This window comes from Clostridium lundense DSM 17049 (assembly GCF_000619945.1).
In the GTDB taxonomy this organism is placed as follows: domain Bacteria; phylum Bacillota; class Clostridia; order Clostridiales; family Clostridiaceae; genus Clostridium_AO; species Clostridium_AO lundense.
The window spans coordinates 135,477-157,237 of record NZ_JHVC01000002.1; the positions used below are offsets into that span (position 1 = coordinate 135,477).

The 21,761-nt window shown below is 29.8% G+C and carries 17 protein-coding genes and 1 riboswitch; of the genes, 14 read left to right on the forward strand and 3 right to left on the reverse strand.

Annotated features, from left to right (window positions below; all coding sequences use genetic code 11):
* The first annotated feature begins 124 nt into the window (after positions 1-124).
* From recD2 to hpf, 4 genes are all read left to right on the forward strand, one after another.
* The gene (recD2, locus tag T514_RS0104465) at positions 125-2,344 is read left to right on the forward strand and encodes an SF1B family DNA helicase RecD2 (RefSeq protein ID WP_027623690.1); all 2,220 of its coding nucleotides are present in this window, start codon (positions 125-127) and stop codon (positions 2,342-2,344) included.
* 41 nt (positions 2,345-2,385) lie between these two features.
* The gene (locus T514_RS0104470; RefSeq protein WP_027623691.1) at positions 2,386-3,423 is read left to right on the forward strand and encodes a hypothetical protein; all 1,038 of its coding nucleotides are present in this window, start codon (positions 2,386-2,388) and stop codon (positions 3,421-3,423) included.
* Positions 3,396-4,073 (forward strand): ComF family protein, encoded by a 678-nt coding sequence (locus T514_RS0104475; protein ID WP_027623692.1) that lies wholly within the window; start codon positions 3,396-3,398, stop codon positions 4,071-4,073. The genes T514_RS0104470 and T514_RS0104475 overlap by 28 nt, the downstream gene beginning before the upstream one ends.
* Before the next feature lie 448 nt (positions 4,074-4,521).
* Complete coding sequence (gene hpf / locus T514_RS0104480; protein ID WP_027623693.1) at positions 4,522-5,052, forward strand: ribosome hibernation-promoting factor, HPF/YfiA family; 531 nt, start codon at positions 4,522-4,524, stop codon at positions 5,050-5,052.
* An 11-nt stretch (positions 5,053-5,063) separates the two neighbouring features.
* Here hpf and T514_RS0104485 read toward each other — a convergent pair whose 3' ends face one another.
* Complete coding sequence (locus T514_RS0104485) at positions 5,064-5,837, reverse strand: hypothetical protein (RefSeq protein ID WP_027623694.1); 774 nt, start codon at positions 5,835-5,837, stop codon at positions 5,064-5,066.
* 173 nt (positions 5,838-6,010) lie between these two features.
* Here T514_RS0104485 and secA point away from each other — a divergent pair, with 173 nt between their 5' ends.
* Complete coding sequence (gene secA / locus T514_RS0104490; RefSeq protein WP_027623695.1) at positions 6,011-8,521, forward strand: preprotein translocase subunit SecA; 2,511 nt, start codon at positions 6,011-6,013, stop codon at positions 8,519-8,521.
* Positions 8,522-8,537: 16 nt separating this feature from the next.
* Positions 8,538-9,645 (forward strand): peptide chain release factor 2 gene (prfB, locus tag T514_RS0104500; RefSeq protein ID WP_423219344.1). Its coding sequence is split into 2 segments (ribosomal slippage): positions 8,538-8,615 and positions 8,617-9,645, totalling 1,107 coding nucleotides; the frame shifts between segments, so codons are not numbered across the junction.
* Between the two features lie 21 nt (positions 9,646-9,666).
* On the opposite strand, the gene T514_RS0104505 is transcribed toward prfB, so the two are convergent.
* Positions 9,667-11,001, reverse strand: coding sequence for a M28 family metallopeptidase (locus T514_RS0104505; protein ID WP_027623697.1), 1,335 nt, complete (start codon positions 10,999-11,001; stop codon positions 9,667-9,669).
* A gap of 127 nt (positions 11,002-11,128) precedes the next feature.
* On the opposite strand from T514_RS0104505, the gene T514_RS0104510 reads away from it, so the two are divergent.
* From T514_RS0104510 to T514_RS0104540, 7 genes are all read left to right on the forward strand, one after another.
* Positions 11,129-13,294, forward strand: coding sequence for a Tex family protein (locus T514_RS0104510; RefSeq protein WP_027623698.1), 2,166 nt, complete (start codon positions 11,129-11,131; stop codon positions 13,292-13,294).
* A gap of 90 nt (positions 13,295-13,384) precedes the next feature.
* A riboswitch (FMN riboswitch) is annotated at positions 13,385-13,499 on the forward strand.
* Positions 13,500-13,594: 95 nt separating this feature from the next.
* The gene (locus tag T514_RS0104515; protein WP_027623699.1) at positions 13,595-14,215 is read left to right on the forward strand and encodes an ECF transporter S component; all 621 of its coding nucleotides are present in this window, start codon (positions 13,595-13,597) and stop codon (positions 14,213-14,215) included.
* A 117-nt stretch (positions 14,216-14,332) separates the two neighbouring features.
* Complete coding sequence (locus T514_RS0104520; RefSeq protein ID WP_027623700.1) at positions 14,333-15,985, forward strand: hypothetical protein; 1,653 nt, start codon at positions 14,333-14,335, stop codon at positions 15,983-15,985.
* A 30-nt stretch (positions 15,986-16,015) separates the two neighbouring features.
* On the forward strand, positions 16,016-16,279 hold the full coding sequence (locus T514_RS0104525; protein ID WP_027623701.1) for an EscU/YscU/HrcU family type III secretion system export apparatus switch protein: 264 nt from the start codon (positions 16,016-16,018) through the stop codon (positions 16,277-16,279).
* Between the two features lie 4 nt (positions 16,280-16,283).
* Positions 16,284-16,970, forward strand: a complete 687-nt coding sequence (locus T514_RS0104530; RefSeq protein ID WP_027623702.1) for a metallophosphoesterase — start codon at positions 16,284-16,286, stop codon at positions 16,968-16,970.
* Between the two features lie 75 nt (positions 16,971-17,045).
* Positions 17,046-17,330 carry an ArsR/SmtB family transcription factor gene (locus tag T514_RS0104535; protein WP_027623703.1) on the forward strand — a complete coding sequence of 95 codons (285 nt, stop codon included), beginning with the start codon at positions 17,046-17,048 and terminating at the stop codon, positions 17,328-17,330.
* 37 nt (positions 17,331-17,367) lie between these two features.
* Positions 17,368-19,881 carry a CoA-disulfide reductase gene (locus tag T514_RS0104540; protein WP_027623704.1) on the forward strand — a complete coding sequence of 838 codons (2,514 nt, stop codon included), beginning with the start codon at positions 17,368-17,370 and terminating at the stop codon, positions 19,879-19,881.
* A 35-nt stretch (positions 19,882-19,916) separates the two neighbouring features.
* Here the strand turns inward: T514_RS0104540 and T514_RS0104545 are convergent, their stop codons facing one another.
* Complete coding sequence (locus tag T514_RS0104545) at positions 19,917-20,810, reverse strand: DUF2225 domain-containing protein (protein WP_027623705.1); 894 nt, start codon at positions 20,808-20,810, stop codon at positions 19,917-19,919.
* Positions 20,811-20,968: 158 nt separating this feature from the next.
* Between T514_RS0104545 and yjbM the strand changes: the two genes are divergently transcribed.
* Positions 20,969-21,757 carry a GTP diphosphokinase gene (gene yjbM / locus T514_RS0104550; RefSeq protein WP_027623706.1) on the forward strand — a complete coding sequence of 263 codons (789 nt, stop codon included), beginning with the start codon at positions 20,969-20,971 and terminating at the stop codon, positions 21,755-21,757.
* The last annotated feature ends 4 nt before the right edge of the window (positions 21,758-21,761 follow it).

Consider the following 21,761-nt stretch of genomic DNA (forward strand, 5'->3'; position numbering starts at 1 on the left):
ACTTATGCTGAAATAAAGGATATTGAATAATCAGAAAGTTGCTTAAGATTCAATGAGTTTATCTTGAGAAAATTATTGTAATACAGTATGCTATAATATATAAAAAAGAAGTAGGAGAGATCTTATGGAAGAAGTCCATGGAATTGTAGATTCTATAATATTTAAAAATGACGAAAACGGATATGTAGTTGCAAAGATAAAGGAAGAAGGAAAGTTATTTACTATAACAGGATGTATTCCGTATATTATGGAAGGACAAAGCTTAAAATTAGGGGGAGAATGGATTATTCACCCTCAATTTGGTGAACAATTTAAAGTGGAGTTATGTGAGGAAGCCCTTCCTAATACATCAGCAGGAATTGAAAGATATTTAGCTTCAGGAGTAATATCTGGAATAGGACCTGTAACTGCAAAAAAGATTGTGGAAAAATTCAAGGATAAAGCATTAGATGTACTTGAAAATAATATTGAAAGATTAAAAGAAATAGAAGGAATAGGAGATAAAAAGATATCCATTATATATGAATCTTATAGTAAACAAAAAGAACTTCAAAATATAATGATGTTTTTTCAAAGTTATGGAGTAACACCTAATCAGTGTATAAAGATATATAAAAGATTCAAAGAAGAATCTGTAAGAATGGTAAAGGAAAATCCATATGTATTAACAGAAGAGATATCTGGGATAGGATTTAAAACTGCAGATAAAATAGCTAGAAGCTTGGGTATAGAAGCCACTTCCACCTTTAGAATACAGAGCGGTATAAAATACATAATTAATCAGTTTTGTGGATTAGGGAATACTTGTATGCCTGTTTCCAAGCTTATAAAAGATGGGTTAAATATATTAGGAGTAGCAGAAGAGATTATAAGAGAAAATCTATTAGCAAGTGCTTATGAAGGAAGGATTAAGGTTGAAGCTATAGAAGATAAACAGTATGTATTTACTATTCCGTACTATTACTGTGAATTAGGAGTTACAAAGAAAATTATAACTTTATCTCTTTGTAATTATAATAAATTAGACATGGATATTGATAAAGAAATAGAAGAGTTTGAAGGCAAAAATAACATTAAATTTGCATCTTCCCAAAAAGAAGCAATAAAAGGTGCGCTATCTAGTGGAGTGGAGATAATAACAGGGGGACCTGGTACAGGTAAAACCACAATAATAAATTGTATAACTCAAATTTTTGAAAAGCATGGTTTTAGAGTTCTTATGGGAGCGCCAACAGGAAGAGCTGCCAAGAGAATGTCAGAAGCTACAGGAAAAGAGGCCAAAACTATACACAGACTATTAGAAATGGGTATAAGTGAAGATGAGGAAATGTCATTTTGCAAAACAGAAGAAACTCCATTAGAGTGTGATGTAATAATAGTAGATGAAGCCTCGATGATAGATATAGTACTTATGAATAATCTTTTAAAAGCCGTGTCTTTAGGAACTAGGCTTATAATTGTAGGCGATGTAGATCAACTTCCGTCTGTAGGACCTGGTAATGTTTTAAGGGATCTAATAGAAAGTAATTGTGTTAAGGTTATAAGACTAAAAGACATATTTAGACAGTCATCTAAAAGTATGATTACTGTAAATGCACATAAAATAAATAATGGAGAAATGCCAGTGTTAAATGAAAGAGGAAAGGATTTTTATTTTATAAATTGTGAAGAAAATAATAAGATACTAGATACTCTAGTTGGTCTTATAGATAAAAGGCTTCCAAATTATAATAAGGATTGGGATAAATTAAAGCATATTCAAATATTAACCCCTATGAGAAAAGGCGTTTTAGGAGTAGAAAATTTGAATAAAAAGTTGCAACAGGTATTAAATCCTCCATCAGAAAGTAAAAAAGAAAAGGAATTTAGAGATAATATATTCAGGGTTGGAGATAAAGTAATGCAAACTAAGAATAATTACTCTCTTAAATGGATTAGAATAGCTGGAATAGGAGAAGATGAAGGAGTAGGTATATTTAATGGTGATATGGGATATATAGAAGATATAGATGAGGAAAATAATACCGTATCAATTATATTTGATGATGAAAGAAAGGTAATATATGAAACTATATATTTAGATGAGATTGATTTAGCTTATGCTATTACAATACATAAGAGCCAAGGTAGTGAATTCCCTGTAGTCATTGTTCCATCCTTTATGGGACCTCCATTACTTATGAATAGGAATTTGTTGTATACTGGGATAACTAGGGCAAAAAAGTTAGTTGTACTAGTAGGTTCTATTAAAGCTGTTAAATTTATGATTGATAACAACAGAAGTTTTGAAAGGTATTCTCTTTTGCAGTGGAGAATAGAAGATGTATTAAGTAATGTTGATTAAATTTAAAACTTTTAATAAATGATATTGGAGTGTACTTGGTTATGCCTATAAATAGAAGTTTCAAGTTTTCCTTAGAAGTAGAAAAGATAAGTAATTATATTGAAAATTGGTTGCATTATAGTAGTGAACAATTTTTAAATGTTATTACAGTGCCTCATAACTCAACATTAATTTTTATTAAGGCTATAAATAGCTATATTAATAAAGGTAAGAAAGTTTTATATATAACTAATGAGAGAGAGGAATATATAGATATTATAGCTAATATAAGGAAATATACTGATTCTAAAAATTATGCATATTTAAGAAGTAATAGAGTAGAGTTACAGAAAAAATTAATAGTTTCTAATTATAAAAATGCTTCAAATATAGGTGATAAGTTTGATTTGGTAATTTATGATGATGTTAGAAGTTTGCCTATTTATACTGAAGATGAAATTATACGTATAATGGCTAGAAATTGTAGGGAAAGAGGTAAATTTATAATCTTTTCTGTAGAAAGCATATTCAAAAATAAAAGAGAAGTATTATTGCCCATTTGTGACAATAGGATGCCGATTATAGAACCAAGAATAGTAGTTACAAAAATAAATTTAAATAGCGATGTGCCATACAACATTTATGAGTATTTAAAGTGGAATATAGAATATGAAAAAAAAGCTATAATTTATGTGCCAGATAAACAGAAGCTTAGTAATGTATTTAGATATTTAAGTGTATATTTTAAAGATATAAATAGAAGCTTATTTTATTTTTTTAAGGAAAGTGAAGATTTAAAAACAATATTTAATTTTATGAAAATGAAGAGGGGTATAATAATAACAGATGATTTTAAAGAAAAAACTTATAGAATTACAGAAGATAGAGAAACAAATGAAATAGTATTTTTTGCAGATGATTATACTTTTAACTATAAAAAACTTGTTTATTTCTGTGGGGAATCAGCCTTGATTAAAAAGAATATTATGAGAGAAGTAATCTTTTTAGGAAATGAGGAAACAGAACATATGGATAGAGCTAAAAATATAATAAGGAACTTTAATAAAGAAGCTTGGGAAAAAGGATTAATAAGTATTTAGATCTTATTAAGGAAGGAATCTGTTCGGTAGTATATAGTGAAGAGGCTGAATGTCCAATATGCAAAGTGTATTCACAAGATGGAACTCTATGTGAAAAGTGTTCATCTAGAATTAAGCTTTGTTATAATAGTTATATACTAAATCATAATAATATTGATTTCAAATATTATAGTGCAGCGTATTATGCTGGAACTATGAAAGAATTAATACTTAGGTTAAAGTATAAAAGTGATTTTGTTTCTGGTGAAATATTAAGTAATTATATGATAAGTAAAATAATAGAGGAAAATATTTGTTGTGATATTTTAACATATGTACCTATGAGTAGAAAGGCTTTAAGAAAAAGAGGATACAATCAGAGTGAATGTTTGGCAAGAAATATAGGGAAAGAGCTAAATATACCTATAATAAGGACTTTAAAAAAGATAGAAAATACCCAGGATCAGATTGGATTAAATGGAGAAGAAAGATGGCAAAATATTAAAGACTCTTTTAAAGTTATTAATAAACAAAAATTAAATAATAAAAAAATAATTTTAATAGATGATGTTATAACCACTGGTGCTACAGCGTTTTATTGTGCTAGGGAGTTACTTAAAGGCGGAGTGAGAGAAATAAATATCTTGACTGCAGCTAAAAGTAATGTATAATTTTTATTATATTAGGTTAGGTTTGTGATTGAAAGTCGATGCCAGTCGCAGGCGAAACGATCCACGTAAGTTAAATAAAATGTTTAATGAGCATGGTGCGGCTTAGAAGTAAGTCCTGCCGTTAAAAAATAACGAGAGGATTAGTAGTGAGAGGTTAATTCCGGGTAGCAAAAGTTCCAGCAGGCGAGTGTGGGGTCAAAGATCAGGTCAGCTAACTTAATATTTTAAGTCCTTATTTCTTTATTGAAATAAGGACTTAAAATTTTTTTGAAGGTAATAAAAATGAATTTATAAGAAAAAATAAGAAAGCTTAAGTAATAATAACAACATTTATTTTAATATTTTGTAAATTTAAATAATTCATCTTGTTATTTCACGTAAATAGTATTAAAATATAATTAATAAAACATAACATTACTCCATAGGGGTAAGGAGAGGGGCTGAAGGTATGAGAATTACAGTAACAGGAAAAAATATTGAAATAACTAATGCGTTAAGAAATATGGTGGAAAAAAAGCTGGAAAAATTGAGCAAGTATTTTAATCCTGATGTAGAGGCCCATGCTACATTGAGTGTTCAAAAAAATAGACAAATAATAGAAGTTACAATTCCATTTAATGGCGTAATATTAAGAGGAGAAGAGTCAAATGAAGACATGTATGCTTCTATAGATTTGGTAATTGATAAATTAGAAAGACAAATAAGAAAACAAAAAACTAAACTCCAAAGAAGAAATCATGGAGATTCACTTAAATTTCAAACTATACCAGATATAGATGATAGAAGTGGCCAAGAGTCAAGAATTGTAAAAACTAAAAAATTTGCAATTAAGCCAATGTCAGAAGAAGAGGCAGTTTTGCAGATGGAACTTTTAGGACATAATTTCTTTGTATATGAAAGTGCAGATACTCAGGAAGTACATGTAGTTTATAAAAGAAAAGATGGTAATTATGGTTTAATAGAGCCAGAATTTGAATAATAAAGAGGAGGTTACACCTCCTCTTTTAAGTTTAGAAAATATAATAAATTTTCAAAGCTATCTATAACTAGATTTGAATCGTAGGGAGATCTAATATAGTCATCAAAGGTAAATTTATTTGTTAATAAGAGAATAAGTTTACATCCTAATCTTTGAAATTGCATATAATCATCTCTAAGAAAATCTGCAATAACAATAGTATTTTTTGTTTCTATGTTAAGTCTTTTAAATAAATATACACTATTATAAAGTGGCGGAAGGTCTGGGATAATTATTCTATTACTATAAAAAGTCTTTATATATTTTAAGCTACAGTCCTTATTACACATATTACAATTATAAAACCTATTAGCACAAAGATTTGAAGAGAAAACAAGGGGGACATTGAGTTCGTTTATTGTTTTTAAGTTATCTTTTGTGATATTAGTAGTAGAAATAAAAATAAGAGAGGGATTGTCATAATCTATATGTATATTTTGAAGATAAAAGTCGTCTAAGTCATTTGTAGTACTTATTGGGTATATAGTAAAATTATCATATAGATTTTTGCAATGGTCTAATAGGAGATAAGTAGGTGTTAGTATATTATCAAAATCACATGAAACGCCATTTGATATTAATGTTTTATACAAGGACCTTTTACTTAGATCGCAATCATGAGTGAAAAAGTAACACTTGGACATAGGGACTCTGTTTATAAATTTTAAACATTCCTTCTTTAATTCATTGTTATTTAAAAGAGCATTTTCTACATAAAAGATATAGTTATTTAAATGAGATAGCATAATATCACTCCAATTTAATCTTACTTTTATTATAATACCTAATTGTATTTATTGTAAAATATTATTTAACAATTTCATATTTGTCAGTATATAAGTTGAACACATATAAAATAGGTGTTATAATTTATAAAGTATATACTATATTGAAAATATAATAGTGAGGATGGAAAAAAATGAGACTTTTTGAAAAAATTTTTGGAACATATAGCGATAGAGAAGTAAAAAGAATAGTGCCATTAGTAGATAAAATAGATTCATTAGATTCAAAAATGCAGGCCTTAACAGATGAGCAGTTAAGAGCAAAAACTGATGAATTTAAGGAAAGATTAGAAAAAGGTGAAACCTTAGATGATATATTAGTAGAGGCTTTTGCTGTTGTTAGGGAAGCTGGAGATAGAACATTAGGTCTTAAACACTTCAGAGAACAGCTTATGGGTGGTATAGTTCTTCACCAAGGAAGAATTGCGGAGATGAAGACTGGTGAAGGTAAGACATTAGTGGCTACCGCACCAGCATATTTAAACGCCCTTGCAGGAAAAGGCGTTCACATAGTTACAGTTAATGATTATCTTGCAAAAAGAGATAAAGAAATTATGGCTCCTTTATATGAGTTTTTAGGATTAACTGTAGGAGTTATACTTCATGATTTAGAGCAAGCTGAGAGACAGGAAGCTTATAATTGCGATATTACCTATGGAACAAATAGTGAATTTGGATTTGATTACTTAAGAGATAACATGGTTATTTATAAAGAAGAAAAAGTACAAAGAGATCTTAACTTCGCTATAGTAGACGAAGTTGACTCTATTTTAATAGATGAAGCAAGAACTCCCCTTATAATATCAGGTCAAGGAGAAAAATCTACTGAATTTTATAAAGTAGCAGATTACTTTGCAAAATCATTAAATAAAGATAAAGATTTTACTGTAGATGAAAAGGCTAATTCAGTAATACTTACAGATGAGGGTGTAGATAAAGCAGAAGCTTATTTCAAATTAGAAAATTACGCAGATCCAGAAAACATGGAAATTCAACATCATGTTGTTCAGGCGTTAAAAGCTAATTATATGATGAAAATGGATAAAGACTATATAGTAAGAGACGGCGAAGTAATGATAGTAGATGAATTTACTGGAAGGGTTATGGAAGGAAGAAGATATAGTGATGGTCTTCATCAAGCCATAGAAGCTAAAGAAGGAGTAAAAGTAGAAAGAGAATCAAAAACTTTAGCAACTATAACATACCAGAATTACTTTAGAATGTTTAAAAAATTATCTGGTATGACAGGTACTGCCCAAACTGAAGAAGGTGAATTTAGACAAATATATGGTCTTGACGTAATAGTAGTTCCAACACATAAGCCAGTTGTAAGAATAGACCAGCCAGATTTAGTTTATAAGACTGCTAAAGGAAAGTTTAAGGCTATAGTTGATGAAATAGTAGAAACTAATAAGAAAGGTCAGCCTATACTTGTTGGTACAGTAAGTATAGAGAAATCAGAATTACTTTCAGAAATGCTTAAAAAGAGAGGAATTCGTCATCAAGTTCTTAATGCTAAATATCATGAAAAAGAAGCAGAAATAGTATCTCATGCTGGTGAATATGCTATGGTAACTATTGCTACGAATATGGCAGGACGTGGTACTGATATTAAGCTAGGAGAAGGCGTAGTAGAAGCAGGTGGACTTAAGATAATCGGTACAGAAAGACATGAATCAAGAAGAATTGACAATCAGCTAAGAGGACGTTCTGGTCGTCAAGGAGATCCTGGTGAATCAAGATTCTATGTATCTTTAGAAGATGATCTAATGAGAATATTTGGTTCTGATAAGCTAAAGGGCATAGTTGAAAAATTAGGCCTTGAAGATGATGAAGCTATAGAAAGTAAGATGGTAAGTGGTGCTATAGAAAATGCACAGAAGAAGGTAGAAGGAAATAACTTTGATATAAGAAAAACATTAATACAATATGATGATGTTATAAATAAGCAAAGAGAAATAATTTACAAACAGAGATCCGAAGTTCTTGAAGGAAGAGATTTAAAAGATCAAGTTCAAGAAATGGTGAAAGATGTGGTTTATTCAGCAGTAGATTCACACATTTCTGGAGTGGAAGAAGAATTTGAAAATGAATTAGGAAATTTAGTTCATTACTTAGAAGATATATATCTTCCAAAGGATTATGTAAATGTTGATGATTTAGCTAAACTATCAAATGATGAAATAAAAGAGAAACTATATACAATAGCTTTCAATATGTATGAGGAAAAAGAAGAAGAATTTGGTCCTGAACAGATGAGAGAAATTGAAAGAGTAATTCTTTTAAGAGTTGTTGATACAAAATGGATGGATCATATAGATGATATGGATCATTTAAAACAAGGTATTGGTCTTAGAGCATATAAACAACAGGATCCAGTTCAAGCTTACCAATTTGAAGGAAGCCAAATGTTCGATGAAATGATCTATAATATAAGAGTAGAAACTATTAAGTACCTTTTCCATGTTCAGATACAAAGAGCACCAGAAAGAGAAAGAGTAGCTAAAGAAACTGCTACAAATTATGATGGTGATGGTTCAGTTAAAAAGGAACCTGTAAGAAAAGAAAATAAAGTGGGAAGAAATGATCTTTGTCCATGTGGAAGCGGTAAAAAATATAAAAATTGTTGTGGAAGAGAAGCATAATAGGAGTTGATATAAAGTGTTATTGGAGTTAGAAGAGGCTTTAGGCCAGTTAAACTCAATGGAAGTTACACTTAAAGAGATTGGTGATTCACTTTGACTTAGTTTCCTTAAACTATAGAGTGGAAGAGCTGCAAAATAAGATGCAGGAGCCTAATTTTTGGAGTGACCTAAAAAAGGCTCAAGAAGTAACTCAAGAGGAAAAGTTTTTAAAGGAAAGATTAAGCAAATACAATAGCTTTTTAGGAAGAATAGAAGATGCCAAGGTTTTAATAGAGTTAATTAAGGAAGAGGAAGATAAATCTTCCTTAGTTGACTTATTAGGAGAAGTAAGTGACCTACAAAATACTGTAGAAGCTTTTAGAGTAGAGGTCTTATTATCAGGAGAATATGATAGAAATAATGTTATTATTACTTTACATGCTGGAGTTGGAGGCACAGACGCTCAAGACTGGACTGAAATGCTACTAAGAATGTATACAAGATGGGCAGAAAAAAAGGGATATAAGGTAGAAACTATAGACCTACTTCCAGGAGATGAAGCGGGAATAAAAAGTGTTACTCTTAAAATTATTGGGGATTTTGCCTATGGATATCTGAAAGCTGAAAAGGGTATACACAGATTAGTAAGGATATCCCCGTTTAATGCTAATGGCAAAAGGCAAACTTCTTTTGCATCTCTTGAAATATTGCCTGAGCTTACAGAAAGTCAAGATATAGAAATCAGACCAGAGGATTTAAAAGTAGATACCTACAGAGCAAGTGGTGCAGGTGGACAGTATGTAAATAAAACGGAATCAGCTATTAGAATGACTCATATACCTACAGGAATAGTAGTTCAATGTCAAAATGAAAGAAGTCAGCATTCTAATAGGGAAACTGCTCTTAAAATGTTGAAATCAAAATTAGTAGAATTGAAAGAAGCTGCGCATAAAGAGAAAATAGAGGATTTAACTGGAGAGCTAAAGGATATGGGTTGGGGAAGTCAAATACGTTCCTATGTATTCCATCCATATAATCTAGTTAAGGATCATAGGACTGGAGCAGAAACAAGTAATTTAGGTGCAGTTATGGATGGAGATATAGATTTATTTATAAATGAATATCTTAAGCAAAAACAGCAGTAATATATCAAAAGGTGCTATATGTTAGCACCTTTTAATTTTTAAATGAAATAGAAGTAATATGGTTATTAAAGAAATAATACAAAATGCCTTATAATATATAATTAGAGGGTTATTATCAAAAGCATATTTAATAATTTCTTTAGAGGCTATATTAAAGCACCTATCTATAGATTTAGTACTTATAAAGGAAGCTTTGTCATTAGGTGTATGAATACGAGTTGAGTCGTTATCTATAAATGTTATTGCATCAATGCCAGCAGTTGTAAAAGCCTCATGATCACTAGAATCCTGGAATAGATAATCAAAGTATATTTTTTCTTTAGCACACACAGAAGCAGCAGATTTTATAAGAGGAGAATTTTTAGAGTTATTTTCTCCGCCCATAATACACAATGGAATAGAATTATTAGTTCCTATCATGTCAAAATTAAAAACTTTACTATTCTGTAGTATTTTAAAGTTTTCTTTAACAAATTCATTGGACCCTAAGCAACCAAATTCTTCCCCGTTGAAGGCTATAAAGATTATGTTTTTATCTGGTTTACCTATGGAGTTTAAGTATTTGCTCATCTCTATTACAAAAGATATTCCAGATGCATTATCTAAAGCTCCTGGATATACTGTATTTTTCAAATCTGTACCTAAGTGATCAAAATGAGCCGATATTATAATAGGTGATGAAGAAGTATCTTTTCCTGGAACAATACCTATTACATTATTAATATTTGTTTCTTTTACTGTAAAAGGTATATAGCAGTCAATTTTATATCCCTTATTTATATAATTAATAATTTCTCCTTTTACATAACTAGTAAGCATTATACCCATATCTATTCTGCTGTTATGTGAGAAAGAGCTCCTAAACTCCAAATTATCATTTTCAGGGACAAAGAATGCAAAATTACCCTTGGAAGAGTTTACTGTAAAAAAGTTATCATCAAGAGATATGTTGTCTGCTTTATTAAAAGTTAATTTGTTCTTTCTAAAGTTTATCATATCTTCTTTATAGTCTTTTGAATAAATATATTCTTTTATTAACTCATTCTGCTTATTAATAACCTTTAGATAAGGTTTTTCATTTAATTTTTCAGGATAAAATGTAGAAAAACTATGATAATAGTTTTCGTTGAAAGGATCAATTTTATTTTCCATAAATTTATTTTTGATAAAATTTGCTGCTTCTAAATTTTCTATAGATCCTGCTAACCTACCCTTTAATTCATCAGAGGATAAATATTCTATATTTTTTTTAACAGAATAACTATTAAAGGGTTTTATATTCAAGAATAGGTTAAAACTAAAGTAAAATATTATAAGAAAAAGAGTTATAATATAGCTAAGAATTTTTTTAAACATTGGTATCTCCTTAATAAAATTAATATCTTCTAAAAGATATATATTACATTGCAAAATAGTATATAACTGTTGTAAAATAATTTTGACCATAAGTTATTGGAAAAAAGTAAAAAAAATGGAGGAAAATATGAGAAGCATAGAGGAAAGATTAAGTAAAGAGTTAAATGTTAGTATAAATCAGGTGAAAAGCGTTATAGAATTATTAGATGGGGGTAATACTATTCCCTTTATTGCCAGATACAGAAAAGAAGTTACTGGTGGTTTAACAGATGTAACGTTAAGACAACTCTCAGAAAGACTTACATATTTAAGAAATTTGGATGAAAGAAAAGAAGATGTTATAAGAATTATAGAAGAACAAGGAAAGTTAACTGAAGACTTAAAAGAAAATATATTAAAGTGTGATACACTAACAGAGGTAGAGGATTTATATAGACCATTTAAACCTAAGAAAAGAACAAGAGCTACAATAGCAATAGAAAAGGGATTAAAGCCATTAGCAGATTTAATACTAGAAGGAAGTTTTAAAGGCAATATTGAGGAAAAAGCTTCCCAATATATTGATGAAGAAAAAGGAGTTACTACAGTAAAGGATGCTTTAGAAGGAGCACAGGACATAATAAGTGAGATTATATCTGATGAGGCAGAGTATAGAAAATGGATTAGAAATTTTGTAAATAAGGAAGGAATAATTCAAACCAGCGGGGAAAGTAAAGAACCAACTCCATATGAAATGTATTATACTTATAGTGAGGCTTTGAAAAGTATACCTTCTCATAGAATACTTGCTATAAATAGAGGAGAAAAAGAGAAAATACTATCTGTTAAAATTCTAGCAGATAATGATAGAATAATAGACTATTTAAGAGGGAAAGTATTGAAGGGAAATACAGTAACAGATACATATTTGGAAAACAGCATAGCAGATTCTTTAAAGAGACTTATATATCCATCTATAGAAAGAGAAATTAGATCTGAATTAACTGATAGAGCGGAAGAAGGAGCAATTGAGATATTCATGGCTAATTTAAAGGCTCTTCTTATGCAATCACCAATAAAAGGAAAGGTAGTTTTAGGCTATGACCCAGGTTTTAGAACCGGCTGTAAAATAGCTGTTTTAGATGATACAGGTAAGCTTTTGGATATAGCTACAGTTTATGCTACTGCTCCGCAAAATGATGTAGGAGGTTCAATTAAAAAACTTAAAGAATTAGTATACAGATATGATGTGGATGTAATTTCTTTGGGAAATGGAACAGCTAGTAGAGAGTCAGAAGAAGTTATAGAAAAACTTATAAAAGAAGTAAAAGAAGAGAAGGGAAAGGATCTATATTATGTAATAGTATCTGAAGCTGGCGCTTCTGTATATTCGGCTTCTGAATTAGCAGTAAAAGAGTATCCTGATATAGATGTATCAATAAGAGGAGCAATATCAATAGGAAGAAGATTACAAGACCCTTTAGCAGAGCTTGTAAAAATTGATCCTAAATCTATAGGAGTAGGACAGTATCAGCATGATGTAGCTCCTAAGAAATTAGATGAGTCTTTAAAGGGAGTAGTTGAAGATTGCGTTAATAATGTGGGAGTGGATCTAAATATAGCTACACCTTCTTTATTATCATATATTTCAGGTGTGAATTCATCTATAGCACAGAATATAGTAAGTTACAGAGAAGAAAATGGAAAGTTTAAAAGTAGAAAAGAACTTCTTAAAGTTAAAAGATTAGGAGCAAAGGCTTTTGAACAATGTGCAGGATTTTTAAGAGTAATGGAAAGTGGCGAATTTTTAGACAATACATCAGTGCATCCAGAATCCTATGATGCAGCTAAAAAACTATTGAATATTTTGGGATATAATATGGAAGATCTAAAAAATAGTAGATTGGATGACATAGATAAAAGAGTTCAACAAATGGAAGTAAATAGCTTAGCGGAAAAGTTGAATATAGGAGTACCAACTTTAAATGATATAATAAAAGAATTAAAGAAGCCAGGAAGAGACCCAAGAGAAGAACTGCCAAAGCCAATATTTAAAACAGGGGTTGTGGATATAAATCAGCTTAAACCTGGTATGGTACTAATGGGGACTGTGAGAAATGTAGCTGATTTTGGAGCTTTTGTTGATATAGGAGTACATCAAGATGGTTTAGTACACATAAGTCAGCTTGCAGATAAATTTGTAAAGCATCCATTAGACGTAGTTAAGGTAGGAGATGTAGTGCAAGTAACAGTTTTAGAAGTTGATGAAAAAAGAAAAAGAATAGCATTAAGCATGAAAGAAAATGAGAAGTGAAAATTAACTAATAATTACTTTTAGAGAACTATTGAATTTTAAATAAAAATGTCATATAATAATGTTGTAATATAAATTAAATAATAAGAATAGTATCTTCAGGGCGGGGCGAAATTCCCCACCGGCGGTATAGCCCGCGAGCCGAAAGGCATGATTCGGTGTAATTCCGAAGCCGACAGTAAAGTCTGGATGAGAGAAGGTATAATAGTAAGTATGTTTATTGTGCCCTGACAATATTTTGTCAGGGCTTTTTATTATGCCTTACCTTAAGAAGATATAATAATTAGGAGGGTGAAATAAATGAAAAATGTCCGATTAAGTAGATTGATTAAGGTGTCATTGCTCAGCGTTATTGGATTTTTGCTAATGTATATTGAGTTGCCATTACCTTTATTTCCAGAGTTTTTAAAAATAGATGTAAGTGATCTTCCAGCGTTAGTTGGTACATTTGCATTAGGACCTATTGAAGGGGTAGTAATTGAACTTATAAAAAATATACTTCATGGATTGTTTGCCACAAAAACTGCATTTGTAGGAGAACTTGCAAATTTCATAGTTGGATCAGCAATGATACTTACAGCAGGATTTGTATATAAAAATAAGAAAAATAAGAAGTCCGCAGTAGTTGGACTAGCAATAGCTACTGTAGTTATGTCTATAGTTGCAGGAGTATGCAATTACTATATATTCTTACCATTATATGAAAAAGTACTTCATATACCATTAGCTGCTTTTGTTCAATTAGCACAAAAGGTTAATCCTGCAATTACAAATATAAATACTTTTATAATATGGTCTATCATACCATTCAATTTTATAAAAGGTATATTTGTATCAATTATAACAGCGGCCATTTATAAAAGTGTGTCACCAATACTTCATGAAGAGAGTGTTAATAAAGAGTTAGCTAAAAATAATTAAATGTAACTTTAAATTCTAAATATATTAATTATATTTTAAATGTAAAGGCAAACTGCACTATGTAGTTTGCTTTAGTATTATGGAAATTTATACGATAACTAGGTAGGAGGTGATTTTATGGCAGGAATATGGAACATAAATAACGTCTATAATCTTAATTCGAAAAGAATTACAAATACATTATCTTTTCAACTAGGAGAGGTATTCTTAGCAAGACTAGTAAGCTTGGATGAAGCAAGTGAAGAAGTATTATTGAGATTAATGGACGGATGGCAATTTTCTGCTAAGTTAAAAAATCCCCTGGAGTTTCTACCATCAGGTCTTATTAAATTTCAGGTTGATGGCTTTGAAGAAGGAAAGCTACAATTAGTCATTGTTAACGATAAAAATTCCGAAGAAAAATCACAGCAAAATTCAATAGAAAATATACTAAAAAATGAAAATATAAAGGTGAACAAAGATGAATATTCTGTATTAGAAAAAATGGTTAAGCATAATATTCAGCTTACAAAGGAAAATATATCTGAAGTAAAAACATTATTAAATTTTATGAACAAAGTCTCTAAGGGACCATCAGAAGAGGAGAATTTCATACAAAAGTACATGGAAAGTAGGGGGATAAATTTAGATTCTCTAGAGGGAAAAAAGGCAGAAGGTGTTTTAAAGGGATTTTTCTCAGAGCTGAAAAAATTAGATGAAGATAGTATTTTAACTTTATTAGAAAACAATTTAGATTTAACTGAAGATACTATAAAAAGTTTTAATAAGGTTTTTAAGGAACCTATGTCTGTATATAAAAGTTTGCAAAATATAAAAGAATTTATAAATACAGATAAGAATGAAAACATGAAGAATAAGGATGTAACTATAGAAAATAATGTGTCAGAGAATACTATCGTGGATGATAATGAAGTTTCTCAGAAAGAAGTTTCTCAGAAATTAGATAATAAAGATAATGGATCACAGAAGAGTTATTCTATTGAGGCAAAGAAGGAGACTTTAGAAGGATTATTAAAAGAAAAGGTTGTAGAAAGTAATGGGAACAAAGAAGTAAATAATAGAGAAGAATTAACTTTAAAAAATACTGAAGAAAATGTAGAAGGTAAATTACAAGATAAAAATGCATCAAAGCAGAATGCTGATATAGAAAATAATAATGTTCAAAAGAATAGTACATTAGTGAAAAAAGAAGTAATAATAAAAGATAGCATTGCAAATTTTTCTGATAAGGTAAAAGGAGAGATAAATTCTAAGATAGAAGATATGAAAAATATTATCAAAACAGTAATAGAAAGAAAAGATGATACAAACGGTGAAACATATGATAAGATAATCCAGTTTGTAAAACAGGAGAGTAATAATTTTAAGGTATTTAATACAGTATCTAATCAATATTATTATATGGATATACCTGTAGATGTAAATAAAGGGGAATATGAGTGTAAACTAATAATAAAGGATGAAAGAAAAAAAGGAAAAAAGATAGATAGTAAAAATGTTAAAATTGCTACCTCAGTGAAAACAATTAATATGGGAGTAGTGGATGCATTTATTTCAGTAAATAATAGTAATATGAATATAGACATAAAATGTAATGAGTGTTGGATAAAAGTTTTGGATAGTGGAAAAGATAGAGTATTGAATGCACTCAACAATACAGGGTATAATGTATATGTGAAAGTGGAAGAAAAGAAGGAAGAATTGGACTTAATTAGCTGTAGGGAATTCTTTGATGATAATAATATGGGTGCTATTAATATAAAAGTATAATGGCCTTCCTAAAAATTGGGGGAAATATTTATGAAAAAGAAAAAAGCAGCAGCATTAACATATGAAAAAGGGTATGACGTTCCTGTGGTTACAGCAGCTGGAATGGGATATATTGCAGACAAAATAATAGAAAAGGCTGAAGACAATAATGTGCCTATAGTTTGTGATGAGGAACTAGCTAGTTTGCTTACCAGTGTAGATGTAGGTAATGAAATACCCTATGATTTATATGATGCTGTAGCAAAAGTCATAGCTTATGTGATGGATGTAGATGAACTTATAGACAGAGGGTGAATAAATGTCAATTTATGCAATTTCAGATTTTCATTTGGCTTTTACTACAGATAAGCCTATGGATGTATTTGGAGACAATTGGTATAAACATGAAGAAAAAATAAAAGAAAATTGGGCAAATATTATTAGTGATGAAGATACTGTATTAATAGCAGGTGATATATCTTGGTCTATGAAGATGGAAGAAGGAATGATGGATTTAGAGTGGATTCATAATCTTCCAGGAAGGAAGATATTAGTTAAAGGGAATCATGATTATTGGTGGACTAGTATTACTAAGTTAAATAAATTGTACGAAGATATGAATTTTATTCAGAATAATTATTTTTCATATGATGATTATGCTATATGTGGTACTAGGGGATGGGTATGTCCTGGAGTAGAAAAGTTTACAGCTCAAGATGAAAAGGTATATAACAGAGAATTAATAAGATTAAGATTATCTTTAGAATCTGCTGCTAAGGAAGGTTTTAATAAATTTATAGTTATGCTCCATTATCCTCCTACTAATGATAAATGCAGGGAATCTGGTTTTGTAGAAATATTTAAAGAGTATAACGTAGAAAAAGTAATATATGGTCATTTGCATAATGTAAGTAAGGATAAGGTGCTTGACGAAGAAATTGATGGAATAGGATATATTTTAACTTCTTGTGATTATTTGGATTTTAAACCTATAAAAATTATCTAATTTTTGTAGGTTTAATTATTGACAACTATATTCAAAAATCGTAATATATAAATATAATGATGGAGGACGATAATTATGGATAATTACAATATAGATGATTTTAATGAAAAAGCAGAGGTTTTAAAGGTGTTAGCTCATCCAGTTAGGTTATGTATAGTAAGAGGATTAATAGAAAAAGGACAGTGTAATGTCAGCCATATGCAAAATTGCCTTAGTATGCCTCAATCTACTATATCACAGCATTTACAAAAACTAAGAACAGCAGGAATAATAAAGGGGGAAAGGAATGGACTTGAGATAAATTATAGTATTTGTGACGAAAGAATATGCAGATTAATAAAGACTTTGTTCCAGGAGTAGAACTTTGTTTATAAGTAATTTATGGAGGAATTTGATTATGAGTAAAAAGATTTTAATTGTAGGTGGAGTAGCAGGGGGAGCTTCTGCAGCAGCTAGACTTAGGAGATTAGATGAAGAAGCTAACATAGTCATGTTTGAAAAAGGAAGCTATATATCTTTTGCTAATTGTGGATTGCCGTATCATATAGGAGAAACCATAAAAGAAAGAGAAAAGTTAGTAGTCCAAACACCAGAAAGCATGGAAGGTAAGTTTAATATAGACATAAGAATAAATAGCGAAGTAATAGAAATAGATAATGAAAATAAAAAGATAAAAGTTAATAGCAAAGATAGGGGTATATATGAGGAAAGCTATGATTATCTTATACTTTCACCAGGTGCAAGACCTATTAAACCACCTATCGAAGGTATAGAAAGTAATAAAATATTTACTTTAAGAAATATACCAGATACAGATGTTATCAAAAATTATGTAGACAATGGGAAAGTAAAAAATGCAGTAGTTATAGGTGGAGGTTATATTGGTGTTGAAATGGCTGAGAATTTAACTCACAGAGGAATAAAAGTATCCTTAGTAGAAGCAGCACCTCATATTTTAGCACCTTTTGATTCAGATATGGTTACTTATGCTGAGAAGGAGCTTCAGGATAATGGTGTAGGAATAATTTTAAATGATGGAGTAAAAGCTTTCAAAGATTATGAAGATAAAGTAGAAATAATATTAAATAGTGGTAAAGTATTGGAAACTAATATAGTTATACTGGCTATTGGGGTTAAGCCGGATACAGATTTTTTAAAAAACAGTGGACTAGAACTTGGAGTTAAGGGTCATGTTTTAGTAAATGAATATATGCAAACAAATATATCCAATATATATGCAGTAGGTGATGCTATAGAGGTAGTAGATTATGTAAATAAAGCTAATACTACAATACCTCTTGCGGGACCAGCTAATAAGCAAGGAAGAATAGCTGCAGATAATATATGTGGATTAAATTCTAAATACAAAGGAACTCAAGGAACAGCTATAATAAAGGTATTTGATCTTACTGCTGCAAGTACAGGGAATAATGAGCGTACATTAAGTAAATTAAATATTCCTTATAAGGTAATATATGCTCATCCTCAATCTCATGCTTCATATTATCCTAATTCAATACCTATGAGTATAAAGTTAATATTTAATAAGGAAGGTAATATTTTAGGAGCTCAGGCATGTGGATATGACGGAGTGGATAAGAGGATAGATGATATAGCTATAGTTATGAGACTAAATGGAACAATATATGATTTAGAAGAGTTAGAACTTGCTTATGCACCTCCATATTCTTCAGCAAAAGATCCTGTAAATATGGCTGGATTTATAGCAGAAAATGTTCTTACAGATAGGGTGGAAATGATTTTGCCAAAGGATATAGATGAGAGAGATAAGGAGAATACAATACTTTTAGATGTAAGAAGTGCCTTGGAGAATGCTGGAGGAAATATAAACGGTTCTATTAATATACCATTAGAATTGTTAAGAGATAGATTGAATGAGTTAGATAAGAATAAAGAAATATTAATTTATTGTCAAATAGGCTTAAGAGGATATATAGCATATAGAATTTTAAAAGCTAATGGATTTAAGGCTAAGAATTTAACAGGTGGATATAAGACATATATTATGAGTAAGTTTACTCCAGATGTAGTGGATACAGATAAATTTAAAGAATATAGCCATAAAATTGAGAACTGTTGTGATTGTTTAGAAGAGGATATGAATTCACAAATTCCTAATAGTAATGAGGTGAAAAGTGTGGATAAAGTGGATAAAGAAATAGACTTATGTGGATTGTGTTGTCCAGGACCATTAATGCAGGTAAACTCTACAGTGGAATGTATGGGAGAAGGAGAAGTTTTAAAGGTTAAAGCCTCTGATCCAGGATTTTTCGAAGATATAAAAGCTTGGTGTAAGAGAACTAATAATAATCTCTTAGAAGTTAAAAAAGAGAATGGAATGGTTATGGCATTAATAAAGAAGGAAAACAAAAAACTAGAAAGTATTAATCAAGGAGGAAATACGGTTAATGTTTTAAATAAAGAAAATAAGACTATCGTGGTATTCAGTGGTGATTTAGATAAAGCTATAGCATCTTTTATAATAGCCAATGGTGCAGCAGCGATGGGAAGAAAAGTTACTATGTTTTTTACCTTCTGGGGATTGAATATTTTAAGAAAACCAGAAAAAATAAATGTTAATAAAGGTTTTATGGACAAAATGTTTGGAGTAATGATGCCAAGAGGAAGTAAGAAGTTAAAGCTTTCAAACATGAATATGCTTGGTATGGGTTCTAAAATGATAAGAAAAGTAATGAAAGATAAAAATATAACTTCTTTAGAAGATCTTATTAAATCAGCTATAGATAGCGGAATAAATATTGTAGCTTGTCAAATGTCAATGGATGTTATGGGACTAAAAAAAGAAGAACTTATAGATGGAGTACAGATAGGTGGGGTTGGATATTATCTTGGAGAGGCTGAAGACTCAAATGTAAATCTATTTATTTAATGAAAAAATATGGTGCATGCATATGCACCATATTTTTATTTTCCAAAAAGTTTAGAGAAGAAACCTTTCTTTTTCGTTGGGACTTCTTCTTTATCTGTAGATGATGTAGTATCTTCAGATTCTTCCTGCTTCTTTTTTTCTAATAGTTGTTGTTCTTCTTTTATTAGGTCTTTTTGGTCTCTTGCTAAATCTTTTAGTTTAGGAGAAACAGCTGGAGCGGTTATAACCTGTCCAAACCATAATAGAGCTTTTTCGTTATCGCCTGTTCTTCTATTAAGCTCACCTATTAAATACATTAAGGCGAAGCTATTCATTCCATATATAGGGAAGCCTTCATTGTAGTAGGCATCGTTAAATCCTTCTAAAGCTTCTTTTAAGAATAATAGTTCCTCTTGTGCATCGTTTAGTATTCTATACATCCATGCTATTTTTAAACAAGTCATAGCCTTTTTGCTAGATTTAGCTTCCATAATGGTATAATTCAACAAAGCTAATTTGTATCTTTCTATAGCGATATCTACATCATAAACCTCTGGGTAAATTTTACCATGCCACCTGGGCGTGATTTTTTGTTTAACCAGTTCTATTTGATGATCTCTTATTTTTTCAAAATCTATTTTCATTGAAGCATAACCGCATTTATTACATAACCATACATCATAAAAGTAAGGATTTTCTGAAAGGTATCTTATAAAAAAATCCGTATCTTTTTTTTCCATTCTATAATGTGAAGATTTTAAAGCTCTAGCTTTAAATGTGTTTTGACATACTGGACAAATAACTTCTTTATCATATATAGGAGATAATTTTGGGGCGTTTTTTTCTTCTTTTACGTCATCCTTGGTTGGATCATCTTTTTTATATATCTTTAGATTATGAACGTTATCAAAGCCCAAGTCCTCCAATCCTGAAAAAATATTATTATCCATAAAATCACCCCGTTAGTAATAATCTTAGTAAAAACGACATTAAATTTATTATATCAAAAAATATTAATAAAATATATTATTAATTGTAATGGAGTATATTATAATTATATTATATAAATATACGATTATAATAATAACTAGCAAAGGGGGAATAGATTATGGCTATAAGAGAGTGGAAGACCTTTTTAATACCCTATGAGCAGGCAGTAGAAGAATTAAAGGTAAAATTTAGGAGTATAAGGAGAGAATATAGAAGAAAGAATGAATATTCACCTATAGAATTCGTAACAGGTAGGGTTAAGGAAATATCTAGCATACTTGAAAAAGCTAATAAATTTGATATACCTTTAGATAGAATAGAATATGAGATGGAAGACATAGCTGGAATAAGAGTAATGTGCCAATTTGTGGATGATATTGATAATGTAGTTAATTTAATTAGACAAAGAAATGATATGCAAATTATATATGAAAAAGATTATGTTACTGATGTAAAAAACAGCGGATACAGAAGTTATCATGTGATTATAAAATATCCTGTTAATATGGCAGAAGGAAGAAAGGATATACTTGCAGAATTCCAGATAAGAACTTTAGCTATGAACTTTTGGGCTACTATAGAACATTCATTAAATTATAAATATAAGCATGATATACCACAAGAAATAAAATATAAGCTTAAATCAGCAGCAGACGCTGCATTTCAGTTGGACCAGATGATGCTTGAAATAAAGGATGAAATAAAAGACGCTCAAAAGCTATTTGAAGTTAAATCAAATATTATATCTAATATAATGGATAACATATTAACCTTATCCTCTATGGGCAAGCATGCGGAATCTGTAAGATATCAAAGCCAATTAAATAAATTAATTGAAGAGGGGGAAGTATTTGAACTTAACAATCTGTTAAGAGTTACAGAAAAGACTTTAGAAATGTACAAATAAAAGG

Bases quoted from the DNA above. Each gene is read 5' to 3' on its own strand.
- hpf (WP_027623693.1), top strand. From the start codon at position 4,522: ATGAGAATTACAGTAACAGGAAAAAATATTGAAATAACTAATGCGTTA.
- T514_RS0104535 (WP_027623703.1), top strand. From the start codon at position 17,046: ATGGATAATTACAATATAGATGATTTTAATGAAAAAGCAGAGGTTTTA.
- T514_RS0104530 (WP_027623702.1), top strand. From the start codon at position 16,284: ATGTCAATTTATGCAATTTCAGATTTTCATTTGGCTTTTACTACAGAT.
- T514_RS0104485 (WP_027623694.1), bottom strand. From the start codon at position 5,837: ATGCTATCTCATTTAAATAACTATATCTTTTATGTAGAAAATGCTCTT.
- T514_RS0104520 (WP_027623700.1), top strand. From the start codon at position 14,333: ATGGCAGGAATATGGAACATAAATAACGTCTATAATCTTAATTCGAAA.
- yjbM (WP_027623706.1), top strand. From the start codon at position 20,969: ATGGCTATAAGAGAGTGGAAGACCTTTTTAATACCCTATGAGCAGGCA.
- T514_RS0104545 (WP_027623705.1), bottom strand. From the start codon at position 20,810: ATGGATAATAATATTTTTTCAGGATTGGAGGACTTGGGCTTTGATAAC.
- T514_RS0104515 (WP_027623699.1), top strand. From the start codon at position 13,595: ATGAAAAATGTCCGATTAAGTAGATTGATTAAGGTGTCATTGCTCAGC.
- recD2 (WP_027623690.1), top strand. From the start codon at position 125: ATGGAAGAAGTCCATGGAATTGTAGATTCTATAATATTTAAAAATGAC.
- T514_RS0104510 (WP_027623698.1), top strand. From the start codon at position 11,129: ATGAGAAGCATAGAGGAAAGATTAAGTAAAGAGTTAAATGTTAGTATA.
- T514_RS0104525 (WP_027623701.1), top strand. From the start codon at position 16,016: ATGAAAAAGAAAAAAGCAGCAGCATTAACATATGAAAAAGGGTATGAC.
- T514_RS0104470 (WP_027623691.1), top strand. From the start codon at position 2,386: ATGCCTATAAATAGAAGTTTCAAGTTTTCCTTAGAAGTAGAAAAGATA.
- secA (WP_027623695.1), top strand. From the start codon at position 6,011: ATGAGACTTTTTGAAAAAATTTTTGGAACATATAGCGATAGAGAAGTA.
- T514_RS0104505 (WP_027623697.1), bottom strand. From the start codon at position 11,001: ATGTTTAAAAAAATTCTTAGCTATATTATAACTCTTTTTCTTATAATA.
- T514_RS0104540 (WP_027623704.1), top strand. From the start codon at position 17,368: ATGAGTAAAAAGATTTTAATTGTAGGTGGAGTAGCAGGGGGAGCTTCT.